The organism is Burkholderia territorii, assembly GCF_001718335.1.
GTDB classification, from domain to species: domain Bacteria; phylum Pseudomonadota; class Gammaproteobacteria; order Burkholderiales; family Burkholderiaceae; genus Burkholderia; species Burkholderia territorii.
In genome coordinates this window covers 156,315-169,230 of the sequence record NZ_CP013365.1, presented here as the reverse complement: position 1 = coordinate 169,230, position 12,916 = coordinate 156,315, and the positions used below count along the sequence as shown (strand labels likewise).

At 65.7% G+C, this 12,916-nt stretch carries 16 protein-coding genes; 9 read left to right on the top strand and 7 right to left on the bottom strand.

Annotated elements, in window-relative coordinates; translation table 11 throughout:
* Positions 1–210 precede the first annotated feature (210 nt).
* Complete coding sequence (locus tag WS51_RS00825; RefSeq protein WP_059508087.1) at positions 211–711, bottom strand: Lrp/AsnC family transcriptional regulator; 501 nt, start codon at positions 709–711, stop codon at positions 211–213.
* Positions 712–899: 188 nt separating this feature from the next.
* Here WS51_RS00825 and WS51_RS00820 point away from each other — a divergent pair, with 188 nt between their 5' ends.
* Positions 900–1,916 carry a 1-aminocyclopropane-1-carboxylate deaminase gene (locus WS51_RS00820; protein WP_059447580.1) on the top strand — a complete coding sequence of 339 codons (1,017 nt, stop codon included), beginning with the start codon at positions 900–902 and terminating at the stop codon, positions 1,914–1,916.
* 181 nt (positions 1,917–2,097) lie between these two features.
* On the opposite strand, the gene WS51_RS00815 is transcribed toward WS51_RS00820, so the two are convergent.
* From WS51_RS00815 to WS51_RS00805, 3 genes are all read right to left on the bottom strand, one after another.
* Complete coding sequence (locus WS51_RS00815; RefSeq protein WP_069229094.1) at positions 2,098–3,099, bottom strand: hypothetical protein; 1,002 nt, start codon at positions 3,097–3,099, stop codon at positions 2,098–2,100.
* Between the two features lie 115 nt (positions 3,100–3,214).
* Entirely contained in the window at positions 3,215–4,042 is an 828-nt protein-coding gene (locus WS51_RS00810) for a hypothetical protein (protein WP_059447579.1), read from the bottom strand.
* A 120-nt stretch (positions 4,043–4,162) separates the two neighbouring features.
* On the bottom strand, positions 4,163–4,750 hold the full coding sequence (locus WS51_RS00805) for a tetratricopeptide repeat protein (RefSeq protein WP_059447578.1): 588 nt from the start codon (positions 4,748–4,750) through the stop codon (positions 4,163–4,165).
* A 355-nt stretch (positions 4,751–5,105) separates the two neighbouring features.
* On the opposite strand from WS51_RS00805, the gene WS51_RS00800 reads away from it, so the two are divergent.
* The 3 genes from WS51_RS00800 to atsR are packed head-to-tail and all read left to right on the top strand — an operon-like array spanning position 5,106 to position 8,339.
* Positions 5,106–5,984, top strand: a complete 879-nt coding sequence (locus WS51_RS00800) for a response regulator (RefSeq protein WP_069228433.1) — start codon at positions 5,106–5,108, stop codon at positions 5,982–5,984.
* Between the two features lie 33 nt (positions 5,985–6,017).
* Positions 6,018–6,518, top strand: a complete 501-nt coding sequence (locus WS51_RS00795; protein WP_059447576.1) for a putative pterin-binding protein — start codon at positions 6,018–6,020, stop codon at positions 6,516–6,518.
* A gap of 9 nt (positions 6,519–6,527) precedes the next feature.
* Positions 6,528–8,339, top strand: a complete 1,812-nt coding sequence (atsR, locus tag WS51_RS00790; protein ID WP_059447575.1) for a hybrid sensor histidine kinase/response regulator AtsR — start codon at positions 6,528–6,530, stop codon at positions 8,337–8,339.
* A 56-nt stretch (positions 8,340–8,395) separates the two neighbouring features.
* On the opposite strand, the gene WS51_RS00785 is transcribed toward atsR, so the two are convergent.
* A complete protein-coding gene (locus WS51_RS00785) occupies positions 8,396–8,815 on the bottom strand; it encodes a secondary thiamine-phosphate synthase enzyme YjbQ (RefSeq protein ID WP_059447640.1) in 420 nt (139 codons plus the stop codon).
* 7 nt (positions 8,816–8,822) lie between these two features.
* Positions 8,823–9,149: a thioredoxin family protein gene (locus WS51_RS00780; protein ID WP_059447574.1), complete on the bottom strand. Its 327-nt coding sequence runs from the start codon at positions 9,147–9,149 to the stop codon at positions 8,823–8,825.
* 237 nt (positions 9,150–9,386) lie between these two features.
* On the opposite strand from WS51_RS00780, the gene WS51_RS00775 reads away from it, so the two are divergent.
* The 5 genes from WS51_RS00775 (at position 9,387) to WS51_RS00755 (ending at position 11,957) form a co-directional block, all read left to right on the top strand.
* On the top strand, positions 9,387–10,079 hold the full coding sequence (locus WS51_RS00775) for a flavin reductase family protein (RefSeq protein ID WP_069229093.1): 693 nt from the start codon (positions 9,387–9,389) through the stop codon (positions 10,077–10,079).
* 44 nt (positions 10,080–10,123) lie between these two features.
* Positions 10,124–10,456 (top strand): DUF2322 family protein, encoded by a 333-nt coding sequence (locus WS51_RS00770; protein WP_059447572.1) that lies wholly within the window; start codon positions 10,124–10,126, stop codon positions 10,454–10,456.
* Positions 10,457–10,518: 62 nt separating this feature from the next.
* A complete protein-coding gene (locus WS51_RS00765) occupies positions 10,519–11,379 on the top strand; it encodes a protein kinase family protein (protein WP_069228432.1) in 861 nt (286 codons plus the stop codon).
* 58 nt (positions 11,380–11,437) lie between these two features.
* Complete coding sequence (locus tag WS51_RS00760) at positions 11,438–11,683, top strand: type II toxin-antitoxin system RelE/ParE family toxin (protein ID WP_081053883.1); 246 nt, start codon at positions 11,438–11,440, stop codon at positions 11,681–11,683.
* Positions 11,670–11,957, top strand: coding sequence for a helix-turn-helix domain-containing protein (locus tag WS51_RS00755; RefSeq protein ID WP_059508080.1), 288 nt, complete (start codon positions 11,670–11,672; stop codon positions 11,955–11,957). Before WS51_RS00760 ends, WS51_RS00755 begins: the two co-directional genes overlap by 14 nt.
* Positions 11,958–12,160: 203 nt before the next feature.
* Here WS51_RS00755 and WS51_RS00750 read toward each other — a convergent pair whose 3' ends face one another.
* Entirely contained in the window at positions 12,161–12,730 is a 570-nt protein-coding gene (locus WS51_RS00750; RefSeq protein ID WP_059508079.1) for a hypothetical protein, read from the bottom strand.
* Between the last annotated feature and the right edge of the window lie 186 nt (positions 12,731–12,916).

Genomic DNA, 12,916 nt, shown 5'->3' with positions numbered 1-12,916 from the left:
CATACGCGATCCCGCCGCGCCGCGTCGTGACGACGCAAGCGTCACGCGCAGCGACGCGGCGGCGGCGGACGGGCGCGGCACCGTGGCTGCGCCCGGCACGGCATTCGATCGCTCTCTTCACGACGCGCGGCCATGCGGAGTGGCGCGCGCTACTTCAGTCGCCCCGCACGCCGTCAACGCAGCCGGCTCGCCCGGCGACGTTGCGATGCGCTACACCGGCAGCGCATGCGTCGACAGAATCTCCTTGAGCACCATGAACGAGCGCACCTGCCGCACGCCGGGCAGGTACAGCAGCTGTTCCGCATGCAAGCGGTTGAAGCTCTCGTTGTCGCGCGTGCGGACCAGCATGAAGTAGTCGAATTCGCCGGTCACCACGTGACATTCGACACACCCGGACACCTTCCGCGCGGCCTTTTCGAATTCGGCGAATGCCTCGGGCGTCGAACGATCGAGCACGAAGCCGATCACGACCAGCATCCCGGCACCGAGCGGCCTCGGGTCGAGCAGCGCGACGATGCCGCGGATCAGTCCCGTCTCCTTCAACCGTTCGACGCGCCGCAGGCACGCCGGCGCGCTGAGCTTCACCTTCGCGGCGAGGCGCACGTTCGAGATCGACGCGTCCTGCTGCAACTGCCGCAGGATCGCGCGATCGATGCGGTCGAGCACCGGCGCTGTGTCGGCAGGCACTGCCTTGTCGCGATCTAATTTCATTGCGTCACCTGCGCCTTTTGCGAACCGAAATTATCGATTTGATCCGGATATCATCGATAACGTAGGTCTTCGTTATTTATTTCGCAAGCTCATTTCGCGCGGTCGTGCCTATCATTTTTTCAGCGGGACACGGCACGACTGCCGCACCCGACCGTTTCGAATCCCCCATCGCCTTTCGGAGCTTGCCGATGAACCTGCAACGTTTCCCCCGTTATCCGCTCACGTTCGGCCCGACCCCGATCCAGCCGCTCAAGCGTCTGAGCGCGCACCTCGGCGGCAAGGTCGAGCTGTATGCGAAGCGCGAGGACTGCAACAGCGGCCTCGCGTTCGGCGGCAACAAGACGCGCAAGCTCGAATACCTCGTCCCCGACGCGCTTGCGCAAGGTGCCGACACGCTCGTGTCGATTGGCGGCGTGCAGTCGAACCAGACCCGCCAGGTCGCGGCCGTCGCCGCGCATCTCGGGATGAAGTGCGTGCTCGTGCAGGAGCACTGGGTCAACTACGAGGATCCCGTGTACGACCGCGTCGGGAACATCCAGCTGTCACGGATGATGGGCGCCGACGTGCGGCTCGTCGCGGACGGCTTCGACATCGGCATTCGCCGCAGTTGGGAAGAAGCAATGGAGAGCGTGCGGCAGGCAGGCGGCAAGCCGTATCCGATTCCTGCCGGGTGTTCCGAACATCCGCTCGGCGGGCTCGGGTTCGTCGGGTTCGCGGAAGAAGTGCGCGAGCAGGAAGCGCAACTCGGCTTCAAGTTCGACTACATCGTGGTCTGCTCGGTCACGGGCAGCACGCAGGCGGGAATGGTCGTCGGCTTCGCGGCCGACGGACGCGCGGACCGCGTGATCGGCATCGACGCGTCGGCAACGCCGGAGCGCACGCATGAACAGATCACGCGCATCGCCCGGCACACGGCCGAGCTGGTCGGGCTGGGACGCGATATCGACGAGAAGGACGTGGTGCTCGACACGCGCTATGCCGGGCCGGAATACGGACTGCCGAACGATGGCACGCTGGAGGCAATTCGTCTGTGCGCGCGACTGGAAGGTGTACTGACGGATCCCGTCTACGAAGGAAAATCGATGCACGGGATGATCGACAAGGTGCGGCGCGGGGAATTCGAGCCGGGGTCGAAGGTGCTGTATGCGCACCTGGGCGGGGTGCCGGCGTTGAGCGCGTACAGCGGGATTTTTCGGGAAGGCTGAACTTGCCCGTGCGGCAGAGGCCGGCGAGGCAGGCGTGAAGCGGGCGCCGCCTCGGCCGGTGTGACGCCTCCTGCCGATTTCCACTGAACGGCCGCTTCGCGCCGGCCGGGCGCTGTGCTCACGCGAGCGCAGCGCAGCCGGGCGCTCGCCGTGATCGTCACGGCGCCCCTGATGCACCGGCTCAATTCTGCGTGAGCGGATTCAGCGTGGTACACAGGAAACCCGTGCAGTTTCCGGCCTTGAAATAGAAAGGCGCCTGTTGCATCGACGCCGTCGGCGGGTTCCTGAACCCCAGATCGCCCAGATACGCATTGCCCTGCGCACCAAAGTCGTTCGCCTGCTGCACGAAGCTCGCGCCGCTCGACTGAGTCACGGCCGACTGGTACGTGAAGGTCGACGACTGCGTCTGGTCCTTCACGTAGATCCAGGACATCGTGCTGCCGAACGCTTGCTCGCCCTTCGCACGATATCCCTTCGTGCCTTCGCTGTTGGCCTGCGCGATGAAATCGTTGATGTTCGTCGCCGGGGCCTGTGCGTCGTACGTGTAGGTCGCGTTCGAGGCATTGTTCTTCATGTACACGTTCGCCTGCACGGATCCCACGCTCATCGGGCTCACGAACCAGTAGCCCGACTGGCCCTGCGCGTTCGCCTGCGTGAGGAACGCGCTCGCGTCGGCCGGCAGGCCCGCGGTCGCGTACGTGTACGTCGCGGACGAGCCGCCATCCTTGCGATACAGATAACCGTAACTGTACGGGCCTTCGTAGCGATAGCCGCTCGCGCCTTGCCCATTGGCCTGGCTGAGGAAGCCCGGCCAGTCGGCCGGCGGAGATTGCAGTTGATACGTGTACGTCTGCGCCGTGCCGTCGTTCACGAAGATCGAGCGTGTCCCGCCACCGTTGGTCGCATCGTAGTAATAGTCGCCCAGATAGCGAAAGCCCTTCGCGCCCTCGTTGTTGAGGAGCGTCAGGAACCCGGGGCCATCGGCCGCGGGAACCTGCGCATCGTAGCGCAACGTCAACGTGCTGCCGCCCGCGCCTCCCGTCCCGCCGCTGTCGCCACCGCCGGTGCCGCCATTGTTGCTCGTCCCCGTCCCGCCGCCGGATGCGGCAGACGAGGAATTGTCGTCGCCGCCGCAAGCGGTCAGCGCCAGACACGTCAATGCGATCAATGCGGCAGCTTTCATCGAAATCACCTCGAAACGGAACGGACGAACGAGACCATACGCGCAGACGACGTCCCACGCGCACCCGGCCGTGAATCGCAAACCGGCCGGCGGCATGCAGCGCCGGCCCGGGACGTCAGTTGACCTGCAACTGACCGCCGCGACCAAGGCCGCCCTTCACGTCTTGCGCCTTGTAGCTGCGCAGCGCGACAACCATCTTGTTCCACGCGTCGATGAACGCGACGACGGTCGCCTTGCCTTCCGGCGTCGTCGAGAAGCCGGCGAGACCGCCGCCCACGCCGCCGCCCAGGCCGCCCAGCGCCGCGCCGTAGTTGGTCGCCGTCGAGCTGCCTTCCGCTGCCGCGATCTGCACGGCCGAGCGCACGTCGAACAGCGTCAGCGTCACGACCGAGGCCTTCGTCTGCAGATGGCCTGCCACCGCCGCGACCGCGCTGTTGCCGATCAGCCCGCCGATCATGCTGCCGATACCGCCGATCGGCGAATCGTTGATCACGATCTGCGGCTCCATGTAGTAATCGGCCGCGACGCGCTGGCCCTTCTGTTGCTTCGAACCCGCACGGTATTCGCCCGAGTTGCGCTGCAGCTGCGTGATGCGCGACAGGCGCGCGTCGCTCTTCTGGTTGCCGATCGACGTGATCACGAAGCAGTTCGATTGCTGCACGGCCAGGCGCAGCAGCGGATCGATGCTCGTCACCTTGGTCGCGCTGCCGAACGGGCCCCACCAGTCGGCGTTGCGGCCGTCGTCGACGGCGATCGTGCCGAGCGGCGACGTGCAGCGCTGCAGTTGCGAATCCGCGCCGGCGCTCGTGCCGCCCGCCGCTGCGCCCGTGACGCCGGCGTTCTGGCCGCCGGGCGTCACCATGCCGCCGCAGCCGGCAACGGACGCGCAAAGCGCTGCAACCAGCGCACCTTGAGTGAGACGTTGGGAAAGGATGGTCTTCATGTCGTTGTCGATCGATAGAGTCGTTGTTCGGCTTATGTGTTCGTGCGAACTTCGATAAGCCCCCCGGCGTGGCGCGCGATGGTGGTCTCCCCGCGGCTGCCCCCGTTGCTTTCGGTCCGGTCAGTAGTACCAGTACGTCTGTTGCCAGACGCCGTAGTACGGGTAGCCCGAGTACCAGTAGCCGTAATAGACGTCACGCCATTGCGTGCGCCATTTCCAGTCTTCTTCGTCTTCTTTCTTCGCCTTGCGGGCGAGCTCCAGCAGCTTTTTCGATTCCTTGTCGCCGCGGCTCGCGGCGATCGACAGCCACTTGTCCGCCTCGCGCGGATCGGAGCCCATCTCCTCGAGGCCGAACAGGTAGAAACTGCCGAGCGCCTTCTGTGCGTTCAGGTCGCCGCGCTCGGCGGCGTCGCGCATCCACTTGAGTGCCTGGTAGCTGTCCTGCCGCACGCCGTCGCCGCGGAAATACCGCAGGCCAAGGTCGTAGGCGGCCTTCGGCTGGGTCTTCGCGGTTTGCTTCAGCGCAACGATGCGCGGATCCTCGCGATCGTCGGCATCTTCCCTTTTTTGATAGGAGACCTGATCTTTAGGGCGATCGGAACACCCGGTTTCATCGCAGATCCGTACCGTGTTGCCGGTGACGGACGGATCCTGCGCGCACGCGGCCAGCAACAACAGCAGCCCCGGCGCCAGTAAACGGCGAATCATTTTTACTTTCCCCACGTTTTATTTGCGCCGCACTGCTTCGCGCTATCCCGCCCCGCGAGCGCGTACCCGGCTTGCGCGCGGCGAGGCGAATACAATTCACCCACGCCGACACGCAGTCCAAGGCTCTCTCAGGCTCTCTCTTTGAATCGTTCCGTCACGTGCTGGCTGCCGCTTTTCGCCGGGCCGAGCGCTGTCGACACCCGCCTCCAAACCTGACGCAGCAAACAATAGTGACGTGGTGAGCAATAATAATGGAGAAAAATGGCATGTCAAGGTGATTCGCGATTTCCAAGTTTGCGCATCGCGTCACTTTTGAATATGCTCTTCGTCGCTAAAACCAGGAGACCCCGTCGAGATGCCCAATAGCGAGCAGGCCAATGCCGATCTTATTACCGCAACGAAGGTGCGCGATCTGCTGACGCGCAACGGTATTCCGCCGCGCAGTCACAACACGACCATCGCGAACGTGCTCGGTCTCAGTTTCTCGGTCGTCACGCGCAAGATGAAAGGCCTGATCCCGTGGAACCTGTCGCAGTTGCAGGACATCGCGACGCACTTCGGCGTGCCGCCCGCGATCCTGCTCGACGACAAGGGCACGCAGCCGGCCGCCGCCGAGATGATCGACGCGACGCTCGTGATCGAGTCACGCCGCTTCCGCTGCCGCGCGGCGATCTCGGCGAAGGCCAGCAGCCAGATCGAAACGGACTTCGTCGCGCTGCAGTGGCAGGGCGAATGGATCGTCACCGAACGCCGCGACGCGCGCGAAGGCCGCGTCTATCCGGTCGACGTCATCGAACTGCGCTCGAGCCAGCCGACCGTATACGCGGCGCGGATCGCGGTGGTCGACGATTCTCGGGACGTCGCCGAAACCGTGTGCGAATACTTCATCGAAAAAGGCGTGAACGCGATTCCGTACCATGACGGCGCGTCGTTCCGCAAGGCGCTGGAAGTCGAGGATTTCGACGGCTACATCCTCGACTGGATGCTCGGCGACCAGACCGCCGCCGAGCTCGTGCGCGGGATCCGCTCGAGCGAGAACGGCGGCGCGCCGATCTTCCTGCTGACCGGCAAGATCTCCACCGGCGAAGCGAGCGAGGACGAGATCGCGCACATCGTGTCGCACTACAACGCGCGCTGCGAGGAAAAGCCGGTGCGCCTGCCGATTCTGTTCGCCGAAGTCGCGCGCGAACTGAAGATCGCGCTGCCGGCCGCCAATGCCGCCGCCGCGAGCTGAGACCACCACACGAACACAACCAAGGGGAAGCACATGCGAATTTCGACCATCTGGATCAAGAGCCTGGTCATGGCCGGCCTGCTCGGCATGGCCGCCGCGAGCTGGGCCGCGTCGTTCACGTTCACCGTCGACGGCAAGATCGGCCGCAGCAACCAGCCCGGCAAGACGACGTTCGTCTTTACCGAGCAGGCGCTGATGGCGCTGCCGCAGCACACGATCGTCACGTCGACGAGCTGGACGCCGAAGTCGACCTTCACCGGCCCGCGCCTGTCCGACGTGCTGAAGGCCGTCGACGCGCACGGCACGCAGATCGAGTTCCGCTGCATCGACGAATACACATTCACGATCCCCGTGTCGGATGCCGACAAGTACGGCGTGATCCTCGCGCGCACGATGAACGGCAAGGTGCTCGGCAACGACAACTACGGCCCGCTGTGGATCATGTATCCGCGCGACCAGTATCCCGACGAGCTGAAGACGCCGCTCGGCGAAGCCAAGTTCGCGTGGCAGATCATCGGCCTGACCGTGAAGTAAGCACGCGACATGATGCGCGGGCGGTGGAAGAACAGAAAGATCATTCTCATCCTGGGATCGTTGTGGATCCTGGGATTCGCCGCATGGGCATTCCTGCTGTGGGACCTGCTCGCGACGTCGGTCAACGAGGGCGTGCTCGAAGGGCCGCGCGAAGGCGTGTTCTGGACGGCCGCGCAATACCGCAACGCCTACACGCGCTTCGAGCGCCAGTTGATCCTCTATTCGACGCACGTGGACGACGACTTCGATCACGTGCAGATGCAGCTCGACAGCCTGTCGGTATCGTTCGGGTTCCTGCAGCGGCCGTCGGAGGTGTCCGAATACTGGCTGCGCATCCCGCGCGCGCGCGCCGAAATCGCGGTGCTCGGCGCATTCATGGCACGCCTGAAGCACGACGTGCCGCTGCTGCGCGACGCGCCGCAGAATGCCCCGCACGTGCTCGACGACGTCGGCGCGTACTGGCCGAAGGTCAACGGCCTCGCGAACTATTTCCGCGCGATCGAGATGGCGCAACGCGACTTCACGTTCCATCAGCTGAAGGAAAAGCAGCGCGCGATCCTGGCGCTCGGCATCATCCTCGGCGTGATCCTGTGCGCGCTGTTCCTGCTGCTGTTCTATACGATGCGCACGCGCGACGACCTGCTCGAGCGGCAGAACGCGGCGCTCGACGCGGAGCGCAAGGCATCCGATCGCGCATTCGAGATGATCGAGGCGAAGAATGCGTTCCTCGGAATGGTCAGTCATGAACTGCGCACGCCGCTGCAGGCGATCTGCGGTTCGATCGAGATCCTGCTCGCGCGGCCGCAGTCCGACGCGAACCTGAAGACGATCCGGCGGCTGCAGAATTCCGCGTCGTCGCTCGAAGCGCTGGTCAAGGATCTGACCGATTACATCAAGCTGCGCTCGACCAAGCGCCTCGCCGAAACCGAAACGGTTGGCATGGCGTCGCTGCTCGCCGAGGTGCTCGATCCGCTGCGCGAGAAGATCGCGGCCAAGCGGATCGCCGTCGCGCAGCGCGTCGAGCCGCGCGACCTCGCGATCCGCTCCGATCGCAAGCTGTTGCGTCAGGTGCTGTCGAACCTGATCGAGAATTCGGTGAAATACACCGTCGACGGATCGATCGACGTATCGGTCATGCTCGTCGACGCACCGGCCGGCCGGCAACTGAAACTCGCCGTGCGGGATACGGGGGCCGGTATCGCAAAGCAGCATCTGCCGAAGATCTTCGAGCCGTTCTACCGCGCGAACGATGCAGTCGGCCTGCATGTGGACGGAATCGGGATGGGCCTCGCGGTCGTGCGCGAGATCGTGACGACGCTGCGCGGCCACGTGGACGTGCGAAGCGTCGTCGGCGAAGGCAGCGAGTTCGTCGTGACGCTGCCGGCCGAGGTGCCGGATGCCGCCGAAACGACCGGCGACGCGCCCGCGTGGCCGGCCGCCGCCGAGCATCGCAATCGCCGTGCGCTCGTGGTGGACGACAACGACAACGCACGCGAAACGCTCGGCGCGATGCTGTCGGCGCTCGGCCTCGATGCCGATCTGTGCGGCACCGGGCAGGAAGGCGTCGCCCGTTTCCGCGACACGCATTACGACCTCGTCGTGCTCGATCTCGAACTGCCGGACCTGAGCGGCTTCGAAGTCGCGCGCCGCATCCGGACGGTCGCGCAACCCGACGACGACGGAAGGTTTCCGTCGATTCTCGGTGTCAGCGCATACGAATCGGCAGCGCTGCGCGAGAACCAGCGCGTGTTCGACGAATTCCTGCCGAAACCCGTTCACCTGCGCGAACTCGGCGCGCTCGTCGAGAAGCTGCTCGCCTGAGCGTGGCCGCGATGCACGACGGGCAGGCGTTGCGCCCGCCCGTCGCGCGTTCGCGCTTATTCGCCGATCAAATGCAGCACGATGTCGCGCCGATGCGCGGCGCGGCGATGTTCGAACAGATAGATGCCCTGCCAGGTGCCGAGCACCATGCGTCCATGCTCGACCGGGATCGACAGCTGCACTTGCGTCAGCGCCGTGCGCAGATGCGCCGGCATGTCGTCGGGCCCTTCGGTGTCGTGCTCGTAGCGCGTGTCGTCCTCGGGCGCGAGCGTCGCGAAGTACCGTTCGAGATCGCGCTGCACGGAAGGATCCGCGTTCTCCTGGATCAGCAGCGACGCGGACGTATGACGGCAGAACACGGTCAGCAGCCCGGTGCGGATCGCCTGCTGGTCGACGAACGCGCGCACTTGCGGCGTGAACTCGACGAGGCCGCTGCCGCGCGCTTCGACGCCGATATGCGTGATGGCCTGTTGCATGACGACCTCAGGCGAGCGCGGCGAAGCCGTCGGCATCGATCTGCGCGGCATCGGTCGGGCGCACGACGCGCGCGACTTCGACCCCGTCGCGCAGGAATACCAGCGTCGGCCACAGCTTCACGCCGAACGAACGGCCGAGCGGCCGGCCCGGGCCATCCTCGATCTTCAGGTGCCGCACGCCCGGATGCGCGGAGAACGACGCGGCGATCGCGGGCTGCGCGCCCGCGCAAATTCCGCACCAGTTCGCGCCGAATTCGATGACGGTCGCACCGGCCAGTGCGTCGACTTCCGCGCGCGTCGGCGCGTTGGCGGTGTAGCGTTGCTCGATGTCCATCGGGCCCTCGTGTGCAATGGTGGAACGGTGGAACGTGGCCGCCGCGTGCCGGCGTGGCGGCACGTGCTGCCTTCGATTTCCTACTCTAGCGGAAAAGCACGCGCGATGCCGGCGGCGGGCGGACCGTGCACGCGGCCGTGCGCGCCGCGTCACTCGAATGACATGACAAGAATCGGAGCGCCGCGCGGCCGCGATGCGATCAGCATGGGAACCGATCCCGTCAACGAAGGACCGACCATGAACGTTCCGCATCGCGTCACCGAACCCAACATCCTCTATTTCGGCACGCCCGTCGTGCTGATCAGCACGCTGAATCCGGACGGCACGGCCAATCTCGCGCCGATGTCGTCCGCGTTCTGGCTCGGCTGGCGCTGCATGCTCGGGCTCGCCGCCAGCTCGCAGACCACGCACAACCTGATGCGCACCGGCGAATGCGTGTTGAACCTGCCGTCGGCCGCGCAGGCGCATTCGGTCGATCGCATCGCGCGCACGACGGGCACGCATCCGGTGCCCGCGTCGAAGCAGGCACGCGGCTACGTGTACGAACCGGACAAGTTCGGCACCGCGGGGCTCACCGAAACGGCGTCGCAGACCATCGCGCCGCCGCGCGCGCTCGAATGTCCGGTGCATCTGGAAGCGGTGCTCGCCGCCACGCACGGCATGGGCGACGATGCACCGGACCTGCGCGGCCACATCCGCGTGTTCGAGGTGCGGATCCAGCGCGTTCACATCCATCCGGACCTGCTGATGGACGGCCGTGCGGACCACATCGATCCGGACAAGTGGTCGCCGCTGATCATGAGCTTTCAGAAGTTCTATGGCCTCGCGCCGCATCAGGTGCATGCGTCACGCCTCGCCGAGATTCCGGAGCGCGCCTATCGCAGCCCCGACATCGACCGCGCGCGCGAAGCGGGCATGTCGATCGGATAAGATACGGGCCGATCGACCCATGACCGAACCGACGGAGTGTTTCAGTGATTCAACCGACCCACGTATTCAAGGACAACCTCGCGCAACTGCCGGCCATCGACGGAATCGCGCGCATCGATCTCGTCGCCGCGAACGGCGACGTGGTCGCCAGCATCGAGAACCAGCCGGGCAAGCAGGGCTCGCTCGCGGTGTACAACTACCTGAAGCAGGCATTCGGCACGCTCGACGCGAAGGCCGCCGAGCACGGCCTCGCCGTGTTCGCGGAGCACACCGCCGACGCGCGTAACCGCCCGGGCGCACACCCGAACGTCGATCGCCTGCTGGCGATCGTCGACGGCGGCGACGCGCTGCGGATCGACGTGATCGCGAAGGCCTGAATGCGCGGCAACGGGCACGAGCGCAAACGGTCGATGCCCGTTCCTTCCCCGCATCCATTCCCATGCATCGCATGACGGCCTTGCGGTTTTCCCGCGTCGTCGCATCGATCGCCGCCGTCGCGGGCGTCGCGCTCGGCGGCGCGGCGTTCGCCGACTCGCTGCGCACCGCTTCCGATATCGCCGGCGCGTCGGTGGTTCCGCTCGGCGCGTTGCCGCGCTCGCCGGAGAACGGCACGCTCGATGCGTTCTGTGCGCAATATCGTGCGAAGACCGCAACCGCGGCCGGCCGCGACGTCGCGAAGCTCGGCTGGATCGTCACGTCGGAAGCGCCGCTCGGCCGCTACACGGTCGTCACGTTCGCGAGCGGTTTCAAGCCGGGGACCAGCGCGATCTGTTATGCGCGCAATGCGAATGTCGGCGTCTTCGACGGCACGACGCTCGTCGCGCTCGGCTATACGGCACGCTCGGCCGGCTGGCAGCTGGGCTCGGTGGAACCACTGGAAAGCGGCGCGCTGCTGGTCTGGGGCGGCGATGGCCCGTCGGCACCCGTCGGCGAGCTGCGCGACGAACATGGCGGCTTGCGGCTGACCGCCGTCGCCGCCGAGCGCACGTTCTGCCACGGCCGTGCCGTCGTGCCCAACGTGTACGGCAAACCGCTCGACGCGGCGCGCAAGATCCTGATCGCGCGTGGCTGGCAGCCGCTGCGTCCGCACGAGAAGCCGGACCCGATGGACGGCGCGGCCACGCTCGCGAAACACGGGATCATCGAAGCCGAAGCGTGCTCGGGCACCGGCATGGGATATTGCGCGCTGCGGTATCGGAACGCGGCCGGCGTGCTCGGTGTGACCACGGCCGGCGGCGAGCCGGACGTGCCATCGGCGAACACCGTGATCGATTATCAGGTGGCTTGCCGAAAGCAGTGATCGGCGCGGGGCGCAGCGTCGGCACGCGCGCCGGTTCGTTCACGCGGGATCGCACCGCATGCGTTCGTTGTCGCGGCGAAACGGCGCGAATCTCGGCGAGCCGCACACCTGGTCGATGGGAAACGGGCTGTACGAAATGCGACTGAAGGGCGCCGAAGGCATCGCCCGGGTGTTCTACTGCGCGATCGTCGAGCGGCGTATCGTCATGCTGCATTGTTTCGTGAAGAAGACGCAAAAGACGCCGCGCAAGGAATTGCAAATCGCACGGCAACGACTCAAGGAGGTTCAAGATGGCAACGTATAAGGCGCTACGCGAGCGTGCCTTGTCCAACCCCGAGGTGCACGCCGAATACGAGCGGCTCAACCGCGAAGAACTCGCACTGCTCGACATGATGCTGGCTGCCCGGCGAGACGCCGGCCTGTCGCAAGCCGATGTAGCCGAGCGCATGGGCACGCAAGCACCGGCGGTGACGCGGCTCGAGCGCGCGCTCGCAACGGGCCAGCATTCACCGTCCATCGACACGCTGCGCAAGTACGCGGCAGCTTGCGGCAAGAAACTCGTGATCTCGCTCGCGTGATGCGTCGCACCGGCCACCCGTCGTGTTCGCGGCCGGCGCGACGCGCGATCGAAACCCATGTCGATCAGCAGGCGAGCTTCACGCGAGTGAACAGCGCCGCAAACCCGTCAGCCGCGGCGCGCATCGCGCATCGACTGCATGCATGACGGAATCAATGCGCATCGCCCGGTAACGAATCCACTGCCGGCGCGCGTGCGTACTGGTCAGCGATTCGCGCCGAGCGCCACGCGTAACCGCTCCATCAGCCGCGTGTAGTGCCGCACCACCTCGGCCTTGTCCGTCACGTTGGCGGTCGAAAACCGCTCCGACCACGCGGCCTTCCACTCGTACGTGCCGTGCACGCTGCGGTCGCCGTCCGGCGACTGGATCAGCGAACGAATCCGCGCGTCGCGCCCCGGCCCCGTATGCATCTCGAACAACGCGTGGATGAACGTGTGATACGCGTCGTACACGTCGTCGTCGAACAGGTAGCGGTAGATGTGGAACGTGCGGTCGAGTTCGCGCTTCGCGCGGATCACGTCGTCCGGCGAGATGTCCTTCCAGTAGCCGATCCACGTGTAGAAGCACAGCAGCGCATTGAGCTGCGGCGCAACCGTGTCATACAGCGTGAGCCGCTTTTCGATCAACCGCTGGTTGGTCCACTGCACGAGCTCGAGCCGCTTCAGCCGGCGCGCGACGAGCCAGCCGAGACACGCGACCGACAACGGCGTCAGCACGCCGAGCACGAGCTTGACGATTTCCAGCGAATTCCACGGATTGTTGAATGGCTGCATGAATGGCTCGACAAGAATGACGCACCGCGCAACGGATCGCATCGCGCGCAGCGCGCGCCGTCACGGATCCCTTCGCGATTGACCGTTAGTTGCTTGCGCATCGAAATCGCACCGTGACTCAGCCGGTGCGCGGCAAGCGGCTCGTCCTCCCAGTGTATCGGTCAAATGTCACCGGCCGGTGACGAT

Excerpts from the sequence above, each read along its gene's own strand:
- WS51_RS00825 (WP_059508087.1), bottom strand. The coding sequence starts at position 711 with ATGAAATTAGATCGCGACAAGGCAGTGCCTGCCGACACAGCGCCGGTG.
- WS51_RS00820 (WP_059447580.1), top strand. The coding sequence starts at position 900 with ATGAACCTGCAACGTTTCCCCCGTTATCCGCTCACGTTCGGCCCGACC.
- WS51_RS00815 (WP_069229094.1), bottom strand. The coding sequence starts at position 3,099 with ATGAAAGCTGCCGCATTGATCGCATTGACGTGTCTGGCGCTGACCGCT.
- WS51_RS00810 (WP_059447579.1), bottom strand. The coding sequence starts at position 4,042 with ATGAAGACCATCCTTTCCCAACGTCTCACTCAAGGTGCGCTGGTTGCA.
- WS51_RS00805 (WP_059447578.1), bottom strand. The coding sequence starts at position 4,750 with ATGATTCGCCGTTTACTGGCGCCGGGGCTGCTGTTGTTGCTGGCCGCG.
- WS51_RS00800 (WP_069228433.1), top strand. The coding sequence starts at position 5,106 with ATGCCCAATAGCGAGCAGGCCAATGCCGATCTTATTACCGCAACGAAG.
- WS51_RS00795 (WP_059447576.1), top strand. The coding sequence starts at position 6,018 with ATGCGAATTTCGACCATCTGGATCAAGAGCCTGGTCATGGCCGGCCTG.
- atsR (WP_059447575.1), top strand. The coding sequence starts at position 6,528 with ATGATGCGCGGGCGGTGGAAGAACAGAAAGATCATTCTCATCCTGGGA.
- WS51_RS00785 (WP_059447640.1), bottom strand. The coding sequence starts at position 8,815 with ATGCAACAGGCCATCACGCATATCGGCGTCGAAGCGCGCGGCAGCGGC.
- WS51_RS00780 (WP_059447574.1), bottom strand. The coding sequence starts at position 9,149 with ATGGACATCGAGCAACGCTACACCGCCAACGCGCCGACGCGCGCGGAA.
- WS51_RS00775 (WP_069229093.1), top strand. The coding sequence starts at position 9,387 with ATGAACGTTCCGCATCGCGTCACCGAACCCAACATCCTCTATTTCGGC.
- WS51_RS00765 (WP_069228432.1), top strand. The coding sequence starts at position 10,519 with ATGCATCGCATGACGGCCTTGCGGTTTTCCCGCGTCGTCGCATCGATC.
- WS51_RS00760 (WP_081053883.1), top strand. The coding sequence starts at position 11,438 with ATGCGTTCGTTGTCGCGGCGAAACGGCGCGAATCTCGGCGAGCCGCAC.
- WS51_RS00755 (WP_059508080.1), top strand. The coding sequence starts at position 11,670 with ATGGCAACGTATAAGGCGCTACGCGAGCGTGCCTTGTCCAACCCCGAG.
- WS51_RS00750 (WP_059508079.1), bottom strand. The coding sequence starts at position 12,730 with ATGCAGCCATTCAACAATCCGTGGAATTCGCTGGAAATCGTCAAGCTC.